The following is a 21,871-nucleotide window of genomic DNA, read 5'->3' as shown; positions in this document are numbered from 1 at the left end:
GCCGCCGCGCGGAACTCACCGAGCGCGGCGGCCGTCCGTACCCTCCCCGGCCCTCAGCCCCAGGACGGCGGTGGCGGTCAGTGCCACCGCGCGGTCCTCGTCCTCGGCCAGCTCTTCGAGAGCGCGCGTGGCCGCGGGCCCGGGGATGTCGGCGAGCGCCTGGGTGAGCCGCCGGCGCGCGGGTGCTTCGAGGGTGCCGGTGGCGAGGTGCCCGACGAGCGCGGCCGTGACGCGTTCCGCCGGTACGGGTCCGCCGGCCAGCGCGCTCAGCGCGTCGGCGGCGTCGACATCGCCCCGGCCCTCGACGACCAGATCGACAAGGGCCGGTACGGCGTCGGCCACGCCCCGCGTCCCGAGCGCCAGGGCCGCGTACCCGCGCACCGCGCCGTCGGGGTGCCCGAGAGCGTCCTGGAGCAGGGCGGTCGCCGTGTCGCCCGGGATCTCGGCGAGGGACCGGACGGCCCGGACGCGTACCTCGGCCTCCGCCGCGCCGAGGCCCTGGGCCAGCAGCACGGCCGCTTCCCCGCCCGAGGGCGCGAGGGCCCAGCGGAGGGCTCCGGCGACATTCGGTTCCGGCTCCCTCAGGACCGCTTCGACCAGCGCCTCCACCGGCACGGGCACCTCCTCGGCCGCGGCCAGGGCCGCGCGCTGGCGTGCCTTCGGGTTCTTCGAGCCGAGCGCCTGGAGCAGTGCGGTGACCTGGAGGACGTCCTCCCACGCGGCGGGTTCGGCGGCATCGATCCGGCACAGCCGGGTCAGCAGTTCCGTCTCCGCCGCGATGCGCTCCCGGGTACGGCGGACGAGGTCGTCGACGAGCCCGGCGGGCGTGAAGTCCGGGTCGTCGAGCGCGCGCCCCACCTCGCGCAGCGACAGCCCCAGGGAGCGCAGGCTCTCGATGTGGAAGATCCGCCGGATGTTCTCGGCGGAGTACTCCCGGTAGTCGGAGCCGGTCCGCCCGGTCGGCCGCACCAGGCCGAGCGTCTCGTAGTGCCGCAGCATGCGGGCGCTCACCCCGGACCGCCGCGCGACCTCACCGATCAGCACCCTCCACCGTCCTTCCTCGGCACCGTTCGAGGCACCGTTCGAGGCACCGTTCGAAGCGCCACCCGAGGCACTGCCACGGCACCGGACCCGCCCTCGGGCCCATCGCCCGCAGCGCCCGCACCGCCTTCAGGCCCACCGTCTCCGCTTCCGCCTACCCAGCCTCGGGCGCGTCAGCCGCGTGTTCTCCCCCGGGCTCGTCTCCTGGCTCGTCTCCTGGCTCGTCTCCTGACTCGCCCCCGGCCCCGTCGTCACCCCGCCCGCCGAGGGCCACGATCCGCTTCGCCTCCTCGATCGCGGACGCGAAACCGGCGTCCGGGTCGTGCCACAGACGTTCCGTCGCCTTCGCGTGCGCGCGCACGCCGGGCTCGGGGGCGTTCTCCGCGGCGGCCAGCAGCGGCAGGATCACCTCGCCGAGCGCGATCAGCGCCCGGCTGAGGCTGAGTTGCGTCTCATGCCCGCCCCGCCCGAGGCGTTTCGCCAACTCTACGGCGAGCGCTTGCTCCTCCCCCTCGGGTACGAGCGCGACCGCCGCCCGCCACGCGGTGCGGGCCACCTCGTCGTCGGGGTCCGCCAGGAGCGCCGGGGTGATCACCGGCCAGGCCCGCCGGTCCCCGATCTTGGACAGCGTGTGCAGCGCCTGGCTCCGCGCCAGCGGCCCGTCCGAGCGCACCTCGCCGACGAGCAGCGGAACCGTCTCGTCCGCCGCGTGCCGGGTCAGCGCCCAGGTCAGCGTCTCCCGTACGGAGAAGTCGGGTTCCTCCCGGCACCGCTCCACGAGCGTCCCGACGTACCCCGGGTCGGGCCGCGATCCGATCTCCAGCGCCGCCCGTACCCGGACCGACGGGTCTGCGTGCTCCAGCGCCCGGAGAACCGGTGCCCTGGGTGTGTCCGCCTCCGATGCCGACATGGTCATGGGGCCACCTCCTCGGGACCCAGCCAAAGGCTTGTCACCGTGTCAAGGTCAAGCGCGCCCCGGCCCCTCCCCCGGAACCGGCAGCGACCCCGACCGTCCCCGACCACACCCGGCGCCCCGCCCGCCCCCGGCGGAGCGCGAGGGAAGCGCGCGGCCGGGGCGCGGGGACGGCCGCGCCCCGGCCGCGCGTACGGCGTTCGGGGACAGTCCGGCGACACCCGCCCCCGGTGCTTTACACCGGCCCCCGGGCGGCGAACCCTCCCCCTGGGAGGCGTCTGTCCCGCCCCCGCCGGAAGGTCTCCTCGAAGGATCCCCCATGAAACCGGTCGCGCTGCTGTTGTCCGCCCTCCTCACCCCGGCCGCCGTCGCCACCCCCACCGCGGCCGCGCCGGGCGGGCCGGCCCCGTCCCCCGAGAGCCTGGGCGTCGCGGTCGCCACGCGTGCCGCCGAGACGCTGGGCATCCGGTTCGGGGCGTGCCCGGCGGCCGAGAAACTGCCGAAGACGGTGGAGTGCGGGACCGTGGAGGTCCCGCTGGACTACGCGCGTCCGGACGGCACCCGTATCCCGCTCACCGTCAGCCGGATCAAGGCGTCCGGCCCGGCCGGGCAGCGGCAGGGCGCCCTGGTCTTCAACCCGGGCGGGCCCGGCGCCTCCTCCACGTCCTTCCCGCTCGCCGCCGAGCTGCCCGCCTGGCAGCGGATCGCCGCCGCGTACGACCTGGTCGGCTACGCCCCGCGCGGCGTCGGCCGGTCCGCGCCGGTGTCCTGCGAGGACCCGGCCCGCCGCCCCCAGGAGCCGACGCTCGCGCCGACGCACCCCTCCGAGGACTTCAAGCGGGAGCGGATCGAGCGTGCCAAGGCGTACGCGCGGGGCTGCGCCGAGCGCACCGGCCCGGGGCTGCGGCACTACCACTCGCTGAACAACGCCCGTGACCTGGAGGTGCTGCGGGCGGCGCTCGGCGAGCGGCGGCTGACGTACATGGGCGGGTCGTACGGCACGTACTTCGGCGCCCTCTACGCGACGCTGTTCCCACAGCGGGTGCGGCGGATGGTCCTCGACGCGCCCGTGAACCCGACGCCGGACAAGATCTGGTACGAGAGCAATCTCGACCAGTCGCTCGCCTTCGAGCAGCGCTGGGCGGACTTCCGTACCTGGGCGGCGAAGCACGACCGGGTGTACGGGCTTGGGAAGACGGCCGCCGAGGTGGCCGCGAGTTACGAGAAGGTGCGCGCGAAGCTCGCCGCCACGCCGGCGGGCGACCGGGTCGGGCCGGGACAGCTGCACCGGGCGATGCTCGCGGGGATGTACAGCGACCGTTACTGGCCGGCCCGGGCGGGCGCGCTCGGCGCGTATCTGAAGGGCGACCCGAAGCCGCTGGTGGAACAGGCCGCGCCCGCGCCCCGCGACACCGAGGCCGCCAAGGACGGCAAGGAGGCCAAGGACGCCAAGGACAGCAAGGGCCCGGCGAGCGACCCCGGGAACGGGACCGCCGTCTACACGGCGGTGGAGTGCAACGACGGCCCCTGGCCGGAGGACTTCGCCGTCTGGGACCACGACAACACGCTGCTCGCGCGCCGCGCGCCGTTCGAGACCTGGGACAACGTGTGGGCGAACCTGCCCTGCGCGTACTGGCCGGCCCCGCGCCAGACGCCGCTGGACGTGCGCACCGGCCCGGGAGTGCTGCCGCCGGTGCTGATCCTCGCGGCCGAGCGTGACGCGGCCACTCCGTACGAGGGGGCGCTCGAACTGCACCGCCGGCTCGCGGGGTCCGCGCTGGTGACCGAGCGGGGTGCCGGGACGCACGGGACGGGGGGCGGCCCCAACGCTTGTGTGAACGGCTATCTGGAGCGCTACCTGCTCACGGGCGAGGTGCCCGACGAGGCCGTGGGCGGCGACGGGGTGAGCACCGAGGAGGAGACCGAGGTGCCTACGGCCACCGCCGCGGGGCCGCTCGCGGATCCGTCCGCGTACACGGCCCAGAAGACGCCGGTGCGGCGCGCGTCATGCGCGCCGCACCCGGAGCCGGACCCGGTGTCGCTGGAGCGGCAGGCGGATGTCCGCGAGCCGTCTGATCTTCCGGGTCAAGGGGTCACCGCCCGGCTGGGCGCCGGACGGTGACCGGGTCGGAGGGGCTGGAAGGCCGTCAGGCCAGGCCCGCCACCAGCTCGGCGACACTGCGGCGCCGGCCGGTGTAGAACGGGATCTCCTCGCGGACGTGCAGTCGCGCTTCGGAGCCCCGCAGGTGACGCATGAGGTCGACGATACGGTGCAGCTCGTCGGCCTCGAAGGCCAGGATCCACTCGTAGTCGCCGAGCGAGAACGAGGCGACCGTGTTGGCGCGCACATCCGGGTAGCCGCGGGCCATCTTGCCGTGGTCGGCGAGCATCCGGCGGCGGTCCTCGTCCGGCAGCACGTACCAGTCGTACGAGCGGACGAACGGGTACACCGACACATAGTTGCGCGGAGTCTCGTCGGCCAGGAAGGCCGGGATGTGCGACTTGTTGAACTCGGCGGGGCGGTGCAGCGCCATGTTCGACCACACCGGCTCCAGGGCACGGCCCAGCTTGGTGCGGCGGAACAGGTTGTACGCGTCCTGGAGCTCGTCGCTCGTCTCGGCGTGCCACCAAATCATGAGATCGGCGTCGGCGCGCAGACCGGAGAGGTCGTAGGTGCCGCGGATGGTGATGTCCTTGGCGGCGAGCTGGTCGAACAGCTCCTGGACCTCTTCGGCGTAGCCGGCCCGATCCTCGGGAAGAACATCGCGCAGCTTGAAGACGGACCACAAGGTGTAGCGGATGACCTCGTTGAGGTCCTTCGCCTTCTTACCGGCGTTCGGGATCTTTTCGGGCGCACTCATGGCTCTATTCTCGCCCTTCACCGAGAGTGCCCCGCACCGGGGTCACCCGTTTTTGACGTGGCGATGATCTCGTCCGCTGCGCGTTCGCCCGAGGCGACGCACGCGGGGATTCCGACGCCCTCGTAAACAGCGCCCGCCAGGGCCAGACCGGGCAGATCCGCGACGGAGGCGCGGATCCGGTCGACCCGGGCCAGGTGGCCCACCGGGTACTGGGGCAGGCCGCCGATCCACCGGGTGACGGTGGAGGCGACGGGCCGGGCGGCCAGCCCGGTGGCGGCGCCCAGGTCCTTCAGGGAGACGTCGACCAGGTCGGCGTCCTCGCGTCCGACCTGCTCGGCCTCGCCGTGCCGGCCGACGGAGGTACGCAGCACGAAGAGGTCGGGGGCCCCGTCGGCGATCCACTGCCACTTCTGGCTGGCGAACGTGGACGCCTTGATGGTGTGGCCGTCGACCGGCGGGACGAGGAAGCCGGAGCCGGGCAGGGCGGGCAGGTCCGCGCGCCGGAAGGCCAAGGTGATCAGGGCCATGGAGGCGTACTCGACGGAGCCGAGCTCGGCGGAGGCGGCGGGCGCGAGCGAGGCGAGCAGCTCGGCGGCGGGCCCGGCGGGGGTGGCGAGCACGACGGCGCCGGCGGTCAGGACACGGTCCGGGGTGGTGATCTCCCAGCCGGTGGGGCCGGTGGAATCCGTGGCGCTGGTGGAACCCGTGGGGCCGGTGCGGCGCAGGCCGGTGACCGGGGTACGGGTGAGAATCGTGCCGCCCGCGGCGCGTACGGCGTCGGCGACCGCGCCGGGGAGCGTGCCGACACCGCCCCGGATGCCGGCGAACGCGGATCCGCCGAGGCCGGTGCCGGGGGCGGAGCCGGAAGCGGTGGTGGTACCGGAGCCGAGGCCGGTACCGGCGCCCGCGGCGTCGCTCGGGGTGGCGGCGCCCGCCCGCTGGACGGCCTTGACGGCCTCGGCGAGCGTGGTGTTCTCCCGGGCGGCGCGGAACAGCGCGGGAACGGCGGCGCGCATGGAGATGCGGTAGGCGTCACCCGCGTACACCCCGCCGAGAAGCGGCTCGACGAGCCGGTCGACGACCTCGTGGCCCATGCGTTCGGCGACGTACGCGCCGATGGCGATGTCGTCGCCGATCTCGGTGGGCGGCAGCTCGCGGTCGAGGCCGATGCGGGCGACGGCCTCGGCGGACAGCAGACCCTCGACGGCGCGGCCGTCGCCGGGAACGCCCATGACATGGCCCTTGGGCATGGGCACGAGCGCGCCGCGGGACCAGACGGAGGCGGTGGTGGTGGCGGGGGCCTGGAGGCGGTCGCCGAGGCCGACCCGCTCGGCGAGCGCGATGGCCTCGGGGCGACGGGCGAGCAGGGATTCGGCACCGAGATCGACGGGGGCGCCGGCGATCTCGCCGGCCATCAGCTTGCCGCCGAGCCGGTCACCGGCTTCGAGGAGAGTGACCCGCTTGCCGGCCGTGACGAGGCGGTGGGCGGCGGCGAGTCCTGCGATGCCGCCGCCGATGACCACGACGTCCGGTGCGTCCGTTGTCTGCGCGTTCGCGTTCATGGTCCCACTCTCTCAAACGGCTTCGGCGCTTCGATCCGAGGCCTGACCGTGACCACTTCGCGACCAGGAAAGGGCAACCGTCGGACGGGCCCCATCCGTCAAACCCGCGCCACGACACATCGGACGACCGCCTCGGGGGGCCTTGATGCACGGCTCGATTGTGGACACGAACGCGGAAACGATGGAAGCGCGAGGAAGACGGGAGGCGGGGGACGTACGGGGGAGGTGGGATACCGGGGATGTACGGGGTGCGCGGGACACAGGGGACGTACGAGGTGCGCGGGACACTGGGGACGTACGGGGTGCCCGGGACACAGGGGACGTACGAGGTGCCCGGGAAGTGCGACGGAAGAGGCACCGGGCGACGGCGCGGGCGGGGGCCGGCGCGGTGGCGGCGCTGCTGACGGGCTCGCTGGTGCTCACCGGCTGCGCCGGGTCCGGCGACGCCTCCGACGCCCCGGCGGAGGCGAAGGCGGCCCAGCCCGCGCAGGGCGCCGAGGGTGCGGCGGCGGACCGGGCGGCCGGCCCCGGTCAGGCGGCAGCGGCGGCGAAGCCCCCGACCGGGAGCAAGGGCGTGCCCTCGTCCCGTACGCCGGTGGCGAAGCGGCAGCACATCATCCGTACCGCCGAACTGTCCGTCCGGGTCCGCAGCGTGGAGGCCTCGGCGGCGTCCGCCCGCGAGCTCGCGGCGAAGGCGGGCGGCCGGGTCGAGACGGAGACGACCCAGCGCGAGGACGGCGACCTCCGTTACAGCGACGAGAGCCTGGTCACCTCCCGGTTGGTGCTGCGCGTCCCGGAGGACCGTTACGACGAGGTCCTCACCGAACTCGCGGGCAGCGGCGAGCTGTTGTCGCGCAAGGCGGACGCGAAGGACGTCACCGACCAGGTGGTGGACGTCGAGAGCCGGATCGCGACCCAGCGGGCGAGTGTCGCGCGGGTACGGAAGCTGATGGACCAGGCGACGCGACTGAGCGACGTGGTCTCCCTGGAGGGTGAACTCAGCAGGCGTCAGGCCGACTTGGAGGCGCTGCTCGCCCAGCAGACCTCGTTGAGGGACCGGACGTCCCTCGCGACGATCACCCTGACGCTGAGCGAGAAGCGGACCGACGCGCCCGCCGGGAAGAACGACGACGGCGACCGGCCCGGGATCGTCGACTCGCTGGCCGGCGGCTGGCACGCGCTGGTCGCCTCGGTCGGCTGGCTCCTGGTCGTCCTCGCCGCCCTCGCACCGTGGCTCGGGGTGGCGGTGCTCGCGTACGCGGTGTGGCGGTGGCTGGTCCGGCCCCGGCTGCGGCGCCGTTCGCGCGCGGGATTCGTGGGACCGGCGGCGGGGGGTCCCGGCGCGCCGTTCGGCGGGGCGGGGCTGCCGCACTGGCCCGGTCACGCTGCGGCCGGGGCGCCGGGCCAGGCCCCGGCCCCGGTCCCGGCGGCGGATCCCGGGGCGGAAGCGCCCGTCAAGGGCTCGCCCGGGGCCGCGGGCCCCGCCGACGTGGCCGGATCACCCGGCTCCGCCGGGCCCTCCGTGCCCGCCTCCGACGGGGAGTCCGCAGAATGACCCCATGAGCGAACGCCTTGTGGTCATCGGCGGGGACGCGGCGGGCATGTCCGCCGCGTCACAGGCCCGCAGGCTGAGGAAGCCCGGGGAACTGGAGATCGTCGCCTTCGAGCGCGGCCACTTCAGCTCGTACTCGGCCTGCGGGATCCCGTACTGGGTCGGCGGTGACGTCCCGGTCCGGGACGCGCTGATCGCGCGCGCCCCGGAGGAGCACCGCGCGCGGGACATCGATCTGCGGATGCGGACCGAGGCGACCGAGCTGGATCTGCCCGGTCAGCGGGTGCGGACCGTGGACCTGGAGTCGGGCGCGGAGGCGTGGACCGGCTTCGACAAGCTGGTGATCGCGACCGGCGCCCGCCCGGAACGGCCGGCGCTGCCCGGGATCGACGCGCCGGGCGTCCACGGGGTGCAGACCCTGGACGACGGACAGGCGCTGATCGAGTCGCTGTCCCGGGCGCGCGGCCGGCGGGCCGTGGTCGTCGGCGCCGGGTACATCGGCGTGGAGATGGCGGAGGCGCTGCTCGGCCACGGCTTCGAGGTGACGGTCCTCAACCGGGGCGAGCAGCCGATGGCGACCCTTGATCCGGACATGGGGCGCCTGGTGCACCGGGCGATGGACGGCATGGGCATCCGTACGGTCGGCTCGTCCGCGGTGACCGGGATCCTGACCGGCGACGACGGCCGGGTCCGGGCGGTGACGACGGAGGCCGGCGAGTATCCGGCCGACGTGGTCGTCCTGGGCATGGGCGTGGCGCCGGAGACCACGCTCGCCCGGGCGGCGGGGCTGCCGCTGGGGACGTCCGGCGGTCTGCTCACCGATCTGTCGATGCGGGTGCGCGGGCAGGAGAACGTCTGGGCGGGAGGTGACTGCGTGGAGGTCCTGGACCTGGTGTCGGGCAAGGAGCGGCACATCCCGCTGGGCACCCACGCCAACAAGCACGGCCAGGTGATCGGCTCGAACGTGGGCGGCGACTACGCGACGTTCCCGGGCGTGGTGGGCACGGCGGTGTCGAAGGTGTGCGACCTGGAGATCGCGCGGACCGGTCTGCGGGAGAAGGACGCCCGGGCCGTGGGGCTCCAGTACGTGACGGTGACCGTCGAGTCCACGAGCCGGGCGGGCTACTACCCGGGGGCGGCGCCGATGACGGTGAAGATGCTGGCCGAGCGGCGGACGGGACGGCTGCTCGGGGTGCAGATCGTGGGCCGCGAGGGCGCGGCGAAGCGGGTGGACATCGCGGCGGTGGCGCTGACGGCCGGGATGACGGTGGAGCGGATGACGGCCCTGGACCTGGGGTACGCGCCGCCGTTCTCCCCGGTGTGGGACCCGGTCCTGGTGGCGGCGCGCAAGGCCGTCGCGGCGGTACGGGCGGCGGGCTGAGGCCCTGGCCCCCGCGCGGCCGTACGACGGGGAGACGCCGACCCGCGCCCTACCGCCGGGGCCCTGCCCTGATCCGTACCGCCGGGAGACACGAAACCGCGCCGGGGAGCTCGTCCCCGGCGCGGTTCCGGATCGCGTCCCGGCCCGGTTCCGGTTCCGGCTCAGGCCCGGGCGCGGGCCGGCCGGATCAGCCGGCGTCTCAGCGAGCGGTGCGGGTGTGCACGTAGTCGACGAGCCGGGTCAGGGCGTCCGGGTCGGTGGTCGGCATGACGCCGTGGCCCAGGTTGAAGACATGGCCTTCCAGGCCCTGCGCGGCGGCCAGCACCTCGTCCGTCTTGGCCTCGACGGCCTCGCGGGTGGAGAACAGGACGGCCGGGTCGAGGTTGCCCTGGAGCGCCTTGCCGGGCCCGACGCGGCGAACGGCCTCGTCGAGCGGGACCCGCCAGTCGACGCCGACCACGTCGGCGCCCGCCTCGCCCATGAGGCCGAGCAGCTCGCCCGTACCGACACCGAAGTGGATGCGCGGGACGCCGTAGCCGGCGACGGACTCGAAGACCTTGACCGAGGACGGCATCACCGAACGGCGGTAGTCGGCGGGCGCGAGCGCGCCGACCCAGGAGTCGAAGAGCTGGACGGCGGAGGCGCCGGCCTCGATCTGCACCTTGAGGAAGGCGGAGGTGATCTCGGCGAGGCGGTCCAGCAGGTCGGCCCACAGCTGCGGGTCGCCGTACATGAGCGCCTTGGTGTGCTCGTGGTTGCGCGACGGGCCGCCCTCGACGAGATAGCTCGCGAGGGTGAACGGCGCGCCGGCGAAGCCGATGAGCGGGGTGGAGCCCAGCTCGCCGGTCAGCATGCCGATGGCCTCGGTGACGTAGGCCACGTCCTCGGGGGTGAGGTCGCGCAGCCGCGCGAGGTCGGCGCGGGTGCGGATGGGCTCGGCGATGACCGGGCCGACACCGGGCTTGATGTCGAGGTCGATGCCGATGGCCTTGAGGGGGACGACGATGTCGCTGAAGTAGATGGCGGCGTCGACCTTGTGCCGGCGGACCGGCTGGAGGGTGATCTCGGTGACCAGCTCGGGTCGCATGCACGACTCGAGCATGGGGATGCCCTCGCGGACCTTCAGGTACTCGGGCAGGGACCGTCCCGCCTGCCGCATGAACCAGACCGGCGTATGCGGCACCGGCTCACGCCGGCACGCCTTCAGGAACGCGGAGTCGTAGGTCTGCGGCTGGGGCTTCGTCTGCTGCTGGCCCGTAGGGCGATCCATGGCACTCACGCCCAGAATCTTCGCATGTGGCGAGAAGCCGCTCGCCCGGCCCGGGTGTCCCTCCCCGCACGAGGGCCCCGTTCCGCCTACTCTTCCCCGCATGGCTGCGGCTCAGGGACATTTTTCCGATCATTCCGACGGCATTCGAGGGACAGAAGGGACAGAGAAGGGGACGGGGAAGACGGCGGGCGACGACAAGGTGGATGCCGCGGACCCGGCTGCCTCGGGAAGTGCCGCGGACAGTGCCGCGGGGGGTGCCGCCGGGAGTGCCGCCGGGAACGGGTCCGGAAGCCCGTCGGGGAGCACGGCCGGGACCCCCGCGAAGAACCCGTCGGGGAAGGCGGCCGCGAGCACGACAGGAAGCGCGTCGGGGAGCACGGCGGAGCCGGACGCGGTGCCGTCCGCGTTCCAGCGGGCGGTCGAGGGGCTGCGCGCGGTGCGGCTGCGGCCGGAGATCGAGGCCGACCCGACCCGGCCGCCGCAGCGGCTGGCCCCGTACGCGTACGCGCTGGAGGCGGCGGTCGTGGAAGGCGAGGACGAGCTCGCCGACGGACGTCTGGTGCTGCTGCACGACCCGGCCGGGCACGACGCCTGGAAAGGGACGTTCCGGCTGGTCACGCTGGTGCGGGCGGAGCTGGAGCCGGAGATGGCGGCGGACCCGCTGCTGCCGGAGGTGTGCTGGTCCTGGCTGACCGGGGCGTTCGAGGCGCGCGGTCTCGCGTACGGGGAGGCCAGCGGCACCGTCACGATGGCGGGCTCGCACTACTTCGGCGGACTCGCGGAGCGGGCGCCCGCGACCCAGATCGAGATCCGCGCCTCGTGGACGCCCCGGGAGGGGGCGGGCGGGGTGCCGGACACCGGGACGCATCTGGCGGCCTGGTGCGATCTGCTGTGCCAGGTCGCGGGGCTGCCGCCGTCGCCGCCGGAGTCGCCGAAGGGCCCGGGCGCGGGGACGACGTCCGGCGCGGGGGTCGTGTCGCTGCCGCAGCGGCGGGGTCCGCAGCAGCAGTGACCCGGTGATGGGCAGGGCCGGGACCTCCGAGCCGGGCCGGGGCCTTCGAGCCGGGGCGCCGATTCCCGAGTAGCGCACGACACCTGCCGGCGCCCGCGAGACCCGCGCCCGGGCGGCGCCGCGACACGACACGACACGCGCGGGACACACGGGTCCGCATGCGGGGGCCGGGCCGTGGGCAGGGACAGGGGCGGGAGCGAAGACAGGGACCCGGGGCGGGTGCCTGGAATGGGCCCTGGGGCAGGGACCGGAGCGGGAACGGCCCGGGAGACTCCGGCACAGGACCGGGGACGGGGTCGACGCGGGCCTGCGGACACAGCCCGCGACACGCCCGGGATGCAGATGTGGCGAGGACACGCCGAGGGGCACTTTTCGGACACTTTCGAGCGAGCCTGGGCCAGGGAACGGCACAAGGCTCGTACGATGACCGATCAAGCGTCCGATTTGCCCCCCTTGTCGCTCACCAAATCGTGATCTTTCCCTAAAGGCGGACGCCCCCGCTGCCGAAGGAGTCAATGACCCCTTCACACACGGGTCCGCCCCCCGGCTTCTTCCCCGAGCCGTCTCCGTCCCGCACCTTCCCCCCAGGAGGTTTGGTGTCCGTTCTCCTCGAGCAGCCCGCAAGCCTGGTCGCCTACCGCCCGAACAAGCCGACAGCCATGGTCGTCGTGGCCGATCCGCGCGTCCGTTCCACCGTCACCCGTCATCTGTGGGCGCTCGGCGTACGCGACGTCATCGAGGCGTCGTCCATCGCGGAGGCGCGTCCCCGCGTCGGCAACCCACGCGACATCTGCGTCGCGGACGTCCACCTCCCCGACGGCAGCGGGCTCACCCTGCTGTCCGAGACCCGCGCCGCGGGCTGGCCCAACGGCCTCGCCCTGTCGGCCGCCGACGACATCGGCGCCGTGCGCAACGCGCTGGCGGGCGGCGTCAAGGGGTACGTCGTCACCGGCACGCGTACGAACATCGGGCACCCCACCCGTCCCGGCGCCGCCCCCATCGGCGCGGCGGCCGCCCGTCTCGGCCACCGCCGCCCCCCGGGTGCCCCGAGCCACCCGGGCGGCTACCGCGAGCTGTCCGGCCGTGAGGTCGAGGTGCTGCGGCTCGTGGCCGAGGGCCAGTCGAACAAAGCGATCGGCGTCTCGATGGGCCTGTCGGCCCTCACCGTCAAGTCCCACCTGGCCCGGATCGCCCGCAAGCTGGGCACCGGAGACCGGGCCGGCATGGTCGCCGTCGCCCTGCGCACCGGGATCATCCACTGAGGGCGAAGCCCCGCTCCACAGCGCGTCACAGCAGGTGAAGACCGTCGAGCGCCCGTCGACGGAACGTTCCCTCTGCCCGGTCGGCCCGGGCCGTTCGGGACCGTTCCCTCGATGGGCGCTTGCCACGGACGGATACCCTTGACAGGTGACCGACGCCCAAGACACCGCGAGTGACACCACAACTCGAACCACCGAGGGCGCCCCCTCGGACGCCGAAGTCCCTGCGCACGGGCTGCCGACTCCCCTGCTCGAACCCCGCGAGGGTGTGCCGCCCGTCGTCGCCAGCCAGGACGCCCTGGACGACGTGATCGCCGCCTTCGCCGCCGGCCGAGGGCCGGTCGCCGTCGACGCCGAACGCGCCTCGGGATATCGCTACGGACAGCGCGCCTATCTCGTCCAGATCCGCCGGGAAGGCGCGGGCACCGCCCTGATCGACCCGGTGGGCTGCCCCGATCTGTCCGGTCTCGGCAAGGCCCTGACCGGCACCGAATGGATCCTGCACGCCGCGTCCCAGGACCTGCCGTGTCTGCGCGACATAGGCATGCGCCCCTCCCGGCTCTTCGACACCGAGCTGGCCGGCCGGCTCGCCGGCTTCCCCCGGGTCGGCCTCGGCGCGATGGTCGAGTCCGTCCTCGGGTACGCCCTGGAGAAGGGCCACTCGGCCGTCGACTGGTCGACGCGCCCGCTGCCCGACCCCTGGCTGCGCTACGCGGCGCTCGATGTCGAGCTGCTCGTCGACCTGCGCGACCGGCTGGAGGCGGAGCTGGACCGGCAGGGCAAGCTCGGCTGGGCCCTCGAAGAGTTCACCGCCATCGCCTCGGCGCCGCCCGCGCCGCCCCGCAAGGACCCGTGGCGGCGCACGTCGGGCATGCACAAGGTGCGCCGGCGCCGCCAGATGGCGGTCGTACGGGAGCTGTGGACGGCCCGTGACCGGGTGGCGCAGCGGCGTGACGTCTCCCCCGGCAAGGTGCTGAGCGACGCGGCGATCGTCGAGGCGGCGCTCGCGCTGCCGCCCAACGTGAACGTGCTGTCCTCGCTGTCCGGCTTCGGGCAGCGGATGAGCCGGCGCCAGCTGGAGCAGTGGCAGGCGGCCGTGGACCGGGCCAAGGCGCTGCCGGAGTCGGAGCTTCCGCAGCCCGGCCAGGCCCTGGCGGGGCCGCCCCCGCCGCGCGCCTGGGCGGACAAGGACCCCGCCGCGGCGGCCCGGCTCTCTTCCGCCCGCGCGGCGGTCTCGGCCCTCGCCGAGGAGCTGCACCTGCCGGCCGAGAACCTGATCACGCCGGACACCGTGCGCCGGGTCTGCTGGGAGCCGCCGTCCTTGGTGGGTCCGGACGCGATCGCCGCGGCCCTGAGCGGGTACGGAGCGCGGGCCTGGCAGGTCCAGCTGGTGACTCCGCTCCTGGTGACGGCGATGACGGCCCAGTCCTGACCGGCAGGTTTTGACCGGCAGATCCTGACCGGCAGGTCCAGCCGCGTGGCTCCGACCGCGCACTCCTGAGGCCCCTGACGCTCCGGCGCCGGGGGCCTCCGTCGTACCCCACTGCGCGTCCGCCCCGTACCTTCGCCGCGTCTCCGCCGCACCCACGCCGTGCCCGGACCTCCGGAATGGCCTCTTCCGGAGGTACCGGAAAGTGTGACCTTCACCGCTCCCGGCCCCGGGGGTGGGCAGCTTGGTTACTCGTAAGTAGCATGGGGTGGGCAAGCGCGCGCTTAGGTGCGCGTCCGGGCCGCGCGCCCGGCAGCTGTAGTGCCATCCCGCACCTGGAGGAGAGCCATCGTGCCTCGTACCGTCAGGGACGTCGTCTTCGTCGACGGCGTCCGTACCCCGTTCGGCAAGGCGGGCCCGAAGGGCATCTACCACGAGACCCGCGCCGACGACCTCGTCGTCAAGGCCATCCGGGAGCTGCTGCGCCGCAACCCCGGTCTCGACCCCGCCAAGATCGACGAGGTCGCCATCGCCGCGACCACGCAGATCGGCGACCAGGGCCTGACGCTCGGCCGTACCGCCGGAATCCTGGCCGGTCTGCCGCAGTCCGTGCCGGGCTACTCGATCGACCGTATGTGCGCCGGCGCGCTGACCGCCGTGACGACGACGGCCGGTTCGATCGCCTTCGGCGCGTACGACGCCGTCATCGCCGGTGGTGTCGAGCACATGGGCCGCCACCCCATGGGCGAGGGCGTCGACCCGAACCCGCGTTTCGTGTCGGAGAAGCTCGTCGACGAGTCCGCCCTGTTCATGGGCATGACCGCCGAGAACCTGCACGACCGCTACCCGAGCATCACCAAGGAGCGCGCCGACGCCTACGCCGTGCGCTCGCAGGAGAAGGCCGCCAAGGCGTACGCCGACGGCAAGATCCAGCAGGACCTGGTGCCGATCTCGGTCCGCCGCACCTCCCCCGAGGCCGGCGAGACGGGCTTCGGTCTGGTCACGGCCGACGAGCCGATGCGTCCGGGCACCACGATGGAGAGCCTGGCGGGCCTGAAGACGCCGTTCCGCGTCCACGGCAACGTCACCGCGGGCAACGCGGCCGGTCTCAACGACGGCGCCACCGCCTCGATCATCGCCTCCGAGGACTTCGCCCGCGAGAACGGTCTCCCGGTGAAGATGCGCCTCGTCTCGTACGCCTTCGCCGGCGTCGAGCCCGAGGTCATGGGCTACGGCCCGATCCCGGCCACCGAGAAGGCGCTGGCCCAGGCCGGTCTGTCCATCTCGGACATCGGTCTCTTCGAGATCAACGAGGCCTTCGCGGTCCAGGTCCTCGCGTTCCTGGAGAACTACGGCATCGCCGACGACGACGCCCGCGTCAACCAGTACGGTGGCGCGATCGCGTACGGTCACCCGCTCGCTTCCTCCGGTGTCCGTCTGATGACGCAGCTGGCCCGCCAGTTCGAGGAGCAGCCCGAGGTCCGTTACGGCCTCACCACCATGTGCGTCGGCTTCGGCATGGGCGCCACGGTCATCTGGGAGAACCCGAACCACAAGGACGCCGGAGGCAGCAAGTGAGCACCACCGCCGAGCTTCTGAAGGGCGCCGCCGAGCTCTTCCCGGACGAGGTCGTCACGACCGCCCACGTCCGTCACTTCGAACTCCCGGCGACAGCATCCGATAGCGGCTCCGCCGCGGGCGGCCGGTTCGCGCTGATCACGCTGGACAACGGCTTCGATCACACCAAGCCGACCACCTTCGGTCCGCAGTCCCTGGCCAACCTGGCCAAGGCGATCGACCAGGTCGAGGCCGAGGCCGCGAACGGGGAGATCGTCGGCGTCGGCATCACCGGCAAGCCGTTCATCTTCGCCGTCGGCGCCGACCTCAAGGGTGTCGAGCTGCTGAAGCAGCACTCCGACGCGCTGGCCATCGGCAAGGGCGGTCACGACGTCTTCAAGCGCCTCTCCGCGCTGGCCGTCCCGACCTTCGCGTACTACAACGGCGCGGCGATGGGCGGCGGTGTCGAGGTCGGTCTGCACTGCTCCTACCGCACCGTCTCCAAGGCCCTGCCGGCCTTCTCGCTGCCCGAGGTCTTCCTCGGTCTGGTCCCCGGCTGGGGCGGCTGCACGATCCTGCCGAACCTGATCGGCGCGGAGAAGGCCGTCTCGGTCGTCATCGAGAACTCGCTGAACCAGAACCGCCAGCTCAAGGGCAAGCAGGTCTTCGAGCTCGGCATCGCCGACGCGATCTTCGAGGGCGCCGACTTCCTGGAGCGCTCGCTCGTGTGGACCGCTCAGGTCCTCAAGGGCGAGATCACCGTGGAGCGCCCGGAGATCGACCGCGGCGAGGGCTGGGACGCGGCCATCGCCAAGGGCCGTGCGATCGCCGACTCCAAGGTGCACGGCGCGGCCCCGGCCGCCTACCGCGCCCTCGCCATCATGGAGGCCGCGAAGGACGGCGACCTCCAGAAGGGCTTCGACGCCGAGGACCAGGCCCTCGCGGACCTGATCATGGGCGGCGAGCTGCGCGCCGGCATCTACGCCTTCAACCTGGTGCAGAAGCGTGGCAAGCGCCCGGCCGGCGCGCCGGACAAGTCGCTGGCCCGCCCGGTCACCAAGGTCGGTGTCGTCGGCGCCGGTCTGATGGCCTCCCAGCTGGCCCTGCTCTTCCTGCGCCGCCTCGAGGTGCCGGTCGTCCTGACCGACATCGACCAGGAGCGCGTCGACAAGGGCGTCGGTTACGTCCACGCCGAGATCGAGAAGCTGCTCGGCAAGGGCCGGATCAACCAGGACAAGGCCAACCGTCTCAAGGGCCTGGTCTCCGGTGTCCTCGACAAGGCCGAGGGCTTCGCGGACGCGGACTTCATCATCGAGGCCGTGTTCGAGGAGATGTCCGTCAAGCAGACGGTGTTCGCGGAGGTCGAGGCGGTCGCCCCGGCGCACGCGATCCTCGCCACCAACACCTCCTCGCTGTCCGTCAGCGAGATGGCGTCGAAGCTGAAGCACCCCGAGCGCGTGGTCGGCTTCCACTTCTTCAACCCGGTCGCGATCCTCCCGCTCCTGGAGATCGTGCGCGGCGAGCAGACGGACGACGCCTCGCTCGCCACCGCCTTCGGTGTGGCGAAGAAGCTGAAGAAGACCGCGGTCCTGACGAAGGACGCCCCGGCGTTCGTCGTGAACCGCATCCTGACCCGCTTCATGGGCGAGATCCAGAACGTCATCGACGAGGGCACCCCGGTGGCCGTGGCGGAGAAGGCGGTCGAGCCGCTGGGTCTGCCGATGTCCCCGCTGGTCCTCCTGGAGCTGGTCGGCCCGGCGATCGGTCTGCACGTCTCCGAGACGCTGAACCGCGCCTTCCCGGAGCGCTTCAAGGTCTCCCCGAACCTGAAGGCGGTCGTCGAGGCCGGCAAGCGCGGCTTCTACGTCTACAAGCCGGAGAACGGTTTCAAGCCGGAGCTGGACCCCGAGGTCGCCGCGCTCCTGAAGCAGGGCGATGTCGTCCTGACGGAGGAGCAGGTCCGCGACCGCGTCCTGGACGCGGTGGCGCAGGAGATCGGCCTGATGCTGGACGAGGGTGTCGTCGCCGAGGCGCAGGACATCGACCTGTGCCTGATCACGGGTGCCGGCTGGCCCTTCCACCTGGGCGGCATCACGCCGTACCTGGACCGCGAGGGTGTCTCCGAGCGTGCCGTCGGCCGGCGTTTCCTGGCGCAGGGCGTGGCGAGCGTTCCCGCGTAAGCAGGCGCGTCGTACGGCAGTGGTCGTACAGCAGTAGTCGTACAGCAGTAGTCGGATGCCCGTTCCTCACGGTGTGAGGGGCGGGCATCCGTCATATGCCGCGGTTGCCGGCTCTCGGGGAGGGGCGGGGCTGTCATATGCCTCGGTTGTCGGTTCGGAAGGGCCGATGTGGCGCACTGTTCCCCCTGCGACGCGTTGGGCCGGTATCCGGACAACCGGACCACTCGATCAGTCATATGAGATTCGAAAATCCCTCTATAGTGCGGATCCAGCCCTCCACTTGAGCGGACCGGCCCCACCCTGGTCCCCCTCCGCACACCCGCCCCGTTCCAATCCGGTCCGGTCCGATCGAATCTGATCCAGTCCGATCCGACCTGATCCGCTCACGGGCATGAGACCAAGGGAATCGACGGACTTGAGCAGGATGAGCCACGACGTCATGGAGCCGCGTACGCGCGCCGAGCGGCGGAACGCGGGCAGACGTCCCAAGAAACGCCGGACCGGTCGCATCATCCTGCTGACGCTGCTGGTGCTCGTCCTCGCCACGGGAGGCTGGCTGTACTGGCTCTACTCCAGCCTCGACTCGAACATCAAGGCCGTCGACCTGGACAAGGAACTCGGCGTCAATCGGCCGGAGAAGGTGCCCTCGACCGGTCAGAACCTGCTGGTGCTCGGCTCCGACTCGCGCGCCGGGGACAACGCGGCGCTCGACAAGGCGGCGGTCAGCGGGGCGCGTTCGGACACGGCGCTCGTCATCCACGTACCCGAGGGCCGGTCGGGGGCCGTCGCCGTGAGCATCCCGCGCGACACCCTGATCACCCGGCCGGAGTGCAAGCGCCGCGACGGGTCCGAGGCTCCCGAAGCCCGCCGGGTCATGTTCAACTCCGTCTACGCGCAGTTCGGTCCGGCGTGCGTCGTCAAGACCGTCGAGAAGATGTCCCGCCTCCGGCTCGACCACTACATGGAGATCGACTTCGCCGGCTTCAAGGACCTGGTCGACGTGATCGGCGGCGTGACCATCGACGTCGACAAGGCCATCAGCGACAAGCACTCGGGCCTCGAACTCGCCGCGGGAACCCAGCACTTGGACGGCACCCAGGCCCTTGCCTTCGCCCGTACCCGCTACGGCATCGGGGACGGCAGCGACCTGGGGCGCATCGGCAACCAGCAGAAGTTCCTCACGGCGCTGCTCGCCGAGGTGAAGCGGCAGGACCTGCTCGGCAGCCCCACCAAGACGTACAAGATCGCGAACTCGGCGACCGAGGCGCTCACCACCGATTCCGGCCTCGCCTCGCTGACCTCGCTGGGCGACTACGCCCGCAGCCTGAACGGCGTCGACCCGACGAACATGGAAACGATCATGCTCCCGGTCGCGTACGACAAGACGGACCCGAACCGTGTCGTCGCCCACGAGCCAAGCGCCTCCCAGCTCTGGACGGCGATCCGCGAGGACACCGACATCCCGGAGTCGGCGAAGAAGTCCCCGGCCACCGGCGGCTGACCCGCTGTGATTTCCGCCTTCGCCACCGCTGTCATGCTGGGGGCATGACTCTCCCTCTCCTGGTCGTGGACGGCGCCAACGTGGTGGGCTCCGTGCCCGACGGCTGGTGGAAGGACCGCCGTGGAGCCGCCGAACGGCTCCGCGACCGCCTCGCGGCCCACGGCGGCCCGGCGGACGGCCCGTACCCGGGCCCGTACGAGATCGTCCTCGTGGTGGAGGGCCGAGCCCGGGGCGTCGCCTCGGTCCCGGGCGTCCGCGTCGAGGAGGCCCCGGCCGGCGGCGACGACCTGATCACGGACCTGGCCCGGGCCGCGGCCGGCCGCCCGTGTGTGGTGGTCACGGCGGACCGGGAGCTGCGCCGGAGGGTGGGGGAGTGGGGGGCGCGGTGCGTGGGGCCGCGGGCGCTGCCATGACAGCACCGCCGCCCGTACGCTCGGCGGCATGATCAAGTGCATCGTGTTCGACATCGGTGAGACCCTCGTCCGCGACGATCGCTACTGGGCACGCTGGGCCGACTGGCTCGACGTCCCGCGACACACCGTCTCCGCACTCGTCGGGGCCGTCGTCGCTCAAGGCCGCGACAACGCCGAAGCCCTCCGTCTTCTGAAGCCCGGCATCGACATCGAGGCCGAGTACGCCGCCCGAGAGAACGCCGGCTGCGGCGAACTACTGGATGAAACCGACCTCTACGACGACGTCCGACCCGCCCTGGCCGCGCTCCGCGCGCTCGCCGTCCGCGTCGTCATCGCCGGAAACCAGACCGTCAAGGCCGGTTCCATGCTGCGGGCTTTGGATCTTCCCGCGGATCTGATCGCCACCTCCGGCGACTGGGGATGCGCGAAGCCGGGAGCAGAGTTCTTCGGCCGGGTCACAGGCGCCGCGGCAGGCGCGCTGCCGCAGGAGATCGTGTACGTCGGGGACCACCCGGCGAACGACACCCTGGCCGCCGCGGCGCTCGGCTTTCGCACGGCGCATCTGCGGCGCGGCCCGTGGGGGCATCTGTCGGCCGAGGACCCGGCTCTCGCCGAGACCGCGGACTGGGTCATCGACACGCTCCACGAACTCGTCGGCATTGTCGAGCGAGAGAACGCGTAGCCGTTCTCGTACCTGTCAGTCACGGTGCGGGTACGTTCGGCTCATGTCCGCAGACACCCCGCAGGCGGTGGGCGAACGAATCGCCGCCCGCCGCCGTGCCCGACGCCTCACCCAACGCCGTCTCGCCGAGGCCTCGCAGGTCTCCTACTCGACAATTCGAGCTGTCGAGCGCGGAGCCCGACGCCCCAGCGACGACACCCTTGAAGCACTCGCGGCTGCCCTCGGAGTCGACGCCACTCAGCTCCGCACCGGATTCCACGGCACCGAGCGCCGCGTGCACGGCGCACTGCCGGCTCTGTCGGCGGCCATCGCCGGATACGAGATCCCTCAAGGCCTTCCCACCTGCCGTGAGGATGCCCTGGCCACCGCAGTGGGCGTGGCTGAGGAGTGGAGGCTCAACGCACAGTACGGCCGCATCGCGTCCACGATCCCCAGCGTCCTCGCCGACGCGATCCGCCATATCCACACCGCCCCCGCACGCGAGCACACGGCCGCAGCCCGCATGCTGGCGTCAGCGGCCCGGACAGCGGACGCGATCGCGTACAAGTACGGCGCTCACGACCTCTCGGCCCGGCTCATCGACCTGATGCGCTGGGCCGCCGATCGCTCTGCCGACCCGCTGGTCGCCGCCACCGCCTCCTACGTGCGCACGGAGACGTTCTTCGCGGCCCGGGCGTACGCCATCGGCCTCACCGCACTGGAGCAGGCCGTGGACAACGCTCCTGCGCCGACGTCCCAGCTCAAAGCCGCTGCCCGCGGTGCCCTCCACATGCGAGCCGCGGTCATCGCCGGACGAGCCGAGAACGCGGACGCCGCCGATCTCCATCTCGGTCACGCCCGTCGACTCGCCGTCCAAGTCGGTCGCGAGGGAACGTACCTGGGCACTTCCTTTGGGCCTGATTCCGTCCGTATCCACGAAGTATCCGTCGCGGTCGGTCTCGGTCCCCGGCACACCGACCGCGCTCTGCGGGCGGCGGAGAAATGGAAGCCGCCGAACTCTCTGCCGGCCGAACGCCGTAGCGGGTTCTACATCGAGCTGGCCCGCGCGCAGAACTGGGCCGGGCTTTCGGGTGACGCGTTCGAGAGCCTGAAGTCCGCACGGGCGACGGCGCCTCAGCACACCCGCGAGCATCCATGGGCCCGCGAGGTGGCAGGCGCCGTGCGGCGCCACTTTCGCGGAGGCGAGGACGTCACACGGTTCTGCGAATGGATCGGCGCCGTCTGAAAACTGCTACCGCTTGTAGCAGTTGTGACCCTT

The 21,871-nt window shown here is 72.7% G+C and carries 17 protein-coding genes; 12 read left to right on the top strand and 5 right to left on the bottom strand.

What is annotated here, in order from left to right; all coding sequences use genetic code 11:
* Positions 1 to 15: 15 nt before the first annotated feature.
* Entirely contained in the window at positions 16 to 1,044 is a 1,029-nt protein-coding gene (locus ACGFRB_RS13785) for a HEAT repeat domain-containing protein (protein WP_393242814.1), read from the bottom strand.
* Positions 1,045 to 1,195: 151 nt separating this feature from the next.
* Entirely contained in the window at positions 1,196 to 1,957 is a 762-nt protein-coding gene (locus tag ACGFRB_RS13780; RefSeq protein WP_393242812.1) for a HEAT repeat domain-containing protein, read from the bottom strand.
* A gap of 316 nt (positions 1,958 to 2,273) precedes the next feature.
* On the opposite strand from ACGFRB_RS13780, the gene ACGFRB_RS13775 reads away from it, so the two are divergent.
* Positions 2,274 to 4,076 carry an alpha/beta fold hydrolase gene (locus tag ACGFRB_RS13775; protein WP_393242810.1) on the top strand — a complete coding sequence of 601 codons (1,803 nt, stop codon included), beginning with the start codon at positions 2,274 to 2,276 and terminating at the stop codon, positions 4,074 to 4,076.
* Positions 4,077 to 4,101: 25 nt separating this feature from the next.
* Here the strand turns inward: ACGFRB_RS13775 and hemQ are convergent, their stop codons facing one another.
* Positions 4,102 to 4,815 (bottom strand): hydrogen peroxide-dependent heme synthase, encoded by a 714-nt coding sequence (gene hemQ, locus ACGFRB_RS13770; RefSeq protein ID WP_361224134.1) that lies wholly within the window; start codon positions 4,813 to 4,815, stop codon positions 4,102 to 4,104.
* Positions 4,816 to 4,832: 17 nt separating this feature from the next.
* Positions 4,833 to 6,377 carry a protoporphyrinogen oxidase gene (gene hemG / locus ACGFRB_RS13765; protein WP_393242807.1) on the bottom strand — a complete coding sequence of 515 codons (1,545 nt, stop codon included), beginning with the start codon at positions 6,375 to 6,377 and terminating at the stop codon, positions 4,833 to 4,835.
* Between the two features lie 340 nt (positions 6,378 to 6,717).
* On the opposite strand from hemG, the gene ACGFRB_RS13760 reads away from it, so the two are divergent.
* Positions 6,718 to 7,932: a DUF4349 domain-containing protein gene (locus ACGFRB_RS13760; RefSeq protein WP_393242805.1), complete on the top strand. Its 1,215-nt coding sequence runs from the start codon at positions 6,718 to 6,720 to the stop codon at positions 7,930 to 7,932.
* A gap of 4 nt (positions 7,933 to 7,936) precedes the next feature.
* Entirely contained in the window at positions 7,937 to 9,310 is a 1,374-nt protein-coding gene (locus ACGFRB_RS13755) for an FAD-dependent oxidoreductase (protein ID WP_363010449.1), read from the top strand.
* A gap of 199 nt (positions 9,311 to 9,509) precedes the next feature.
* Here the strand turns inward: ACGFRB_RS13755 and hemE are convergent, their stop codons facing one another.
* Complete coding sequence (gene hemE, locus ACGFRB_RS13750; protein WP_393242803.1) at positions 9,510 to 10,589, bottom strand: uroporphyrinogen decarboxylase; 1,080 nt, start codon at positions 10,587 to 10,589, stop codon at positions 9,510 to 9,512.
* A gap of 385 nt (positions 10,590 to 10,974) precedes the next feature.
* Between hemE and ACGFRB_RS13745 the strand changes: the two genes are divergently transcribed.
* The 9 genes from ACGFRB_RS13745 (at position 10,975) to ACGFRB_RS13705 (ending at position 21,838) form a co-directional block, all read left to right on the top strand.
* On the top strand, positions 10,975 to 11,592 hold the full coding sequence (locus ACGFRB_RS13745; protein ID WP_393242801.1) for a DUF3000 domain-containing protein: 618 nt from the start codon (positions 10,975 to 10,977) through the stop codon (positions 11,590 to 11,592).
* A gap of 596 nt (positions 11,593 to 12,188) precedes the next feature.
* Positions 12,189 to 12,854, top strand: coding sequence for a response regulator transcription factor (locus ACGFRB_RS13740; protein WP_015037008.1), 666 nt, complete (start codon positions 12,189 to 12,191; stop codon positions 12,852 to 12,854).
* Positions 12,855 to 12,999: 145 nt separating this feature from the next.
* The gene (locus ACGFRB_RS13735) at positions 13,000 to 14,283 is read left to right on the top strand and encodes an HRDC domain-containing protein (protein WP_393242799.1); all 1,284 of its coding nucleotides are present in this window, start codon (positions 13,000 to 13,002) and stop codon (positions 14,281 to 14,283) included.
* Between the two features lie 348 nt (positions 14,284 to 14,631).
* A complete protein-coding gene (locus ACGFRB_RS13730; RefSeq protein ID WP_361224114.1) occupies positions 14,632 to 15,858 on the top strand; it encodes an acetyl-CoA C-acyltransferase in 1,227 nt (408 codons plus the stop codon).
* Positions 15,855 to 18,017, top strand: a complete 2,163-nt coding sequence (locus ACGFRB_RS13725; RefSeq protein ID WP_363010442.1) for a 3-hydroxyacyl-CoA dehydrogenase NAD-binding domain-containing protein — start codon at positions 15,855 to 15,857, stop codon at positions 18,015 to 18,017. The genes ACGFRB_RS13730 and ACGFRB_RS13725 overlap by 4 nt, the downstream gene beginning before the upstream one ends.
* A 424-nt stretch (positions 18,018 to 18,441) precedes the next feature.
* Positions 18,442 to 19,518: an LCP family protein gene (locus tag ACGFRB_RS13720; RefSeq protein WP_363010471.1), complete on the top strand. Its 1,077-nt coding sequence runs from the start codon at positions 18,442 to 18,444 to the stop codon at positions 19,516 to 19,518.
* 44 nt (positions 19,519 to 19,562) lie between these two features.
* Complete coding sequence (locus tag ACGFRB_RS13715) at positions 19,563 to 19,931, top strand: NTP pyrophosphohydrolase (RefSeq protein WP_393242797.1); 369 nt, start codon at positions 19,563 to 19,565, stop codon at positions 19,929 to 19,931.
* A gap of 28 nt (positions 19,932 to 19,959) precedes the next feature.
* A complete protein-coding gene (locus ACGFRB_RS13710) occupies positions 19,960 to 20,613 on the top strand; it encodes an HAD family hydrolase (protein WP_393242795.1) in 654 nt (217 codons plus the stop codon).
* A 43-nt stretch (positions 20,614 to 20,656) separates the two neighbouring features.
* Positions 20,657 to 21,838 (top strand): helix-turn-helix transcriptional regulator, encoded by a 1,182-nt coding sequence (locus ACGFRB_RS13705; protein ID WP_363010436.1) that lies wholly within the window; start codon positions 20,657 to 20,659, stop codon positions 21,836 to 21,838.
* Positions 21,839 to 21,871: the final 33 nt, after the last annotated feature.

The organism is Streptomyces sp. NPDC048718, assembly GCF_043198875.1.
GTDB lineage: Bacteria > Actinomycetota > Actinomycetes > Streptomycetales > Streptomycetaceae > Streptomyces.
Note: the sequence above shows the minus strand (reverse complement) of the source record. Positions and strands in the feature narration are given on the sequence as shown.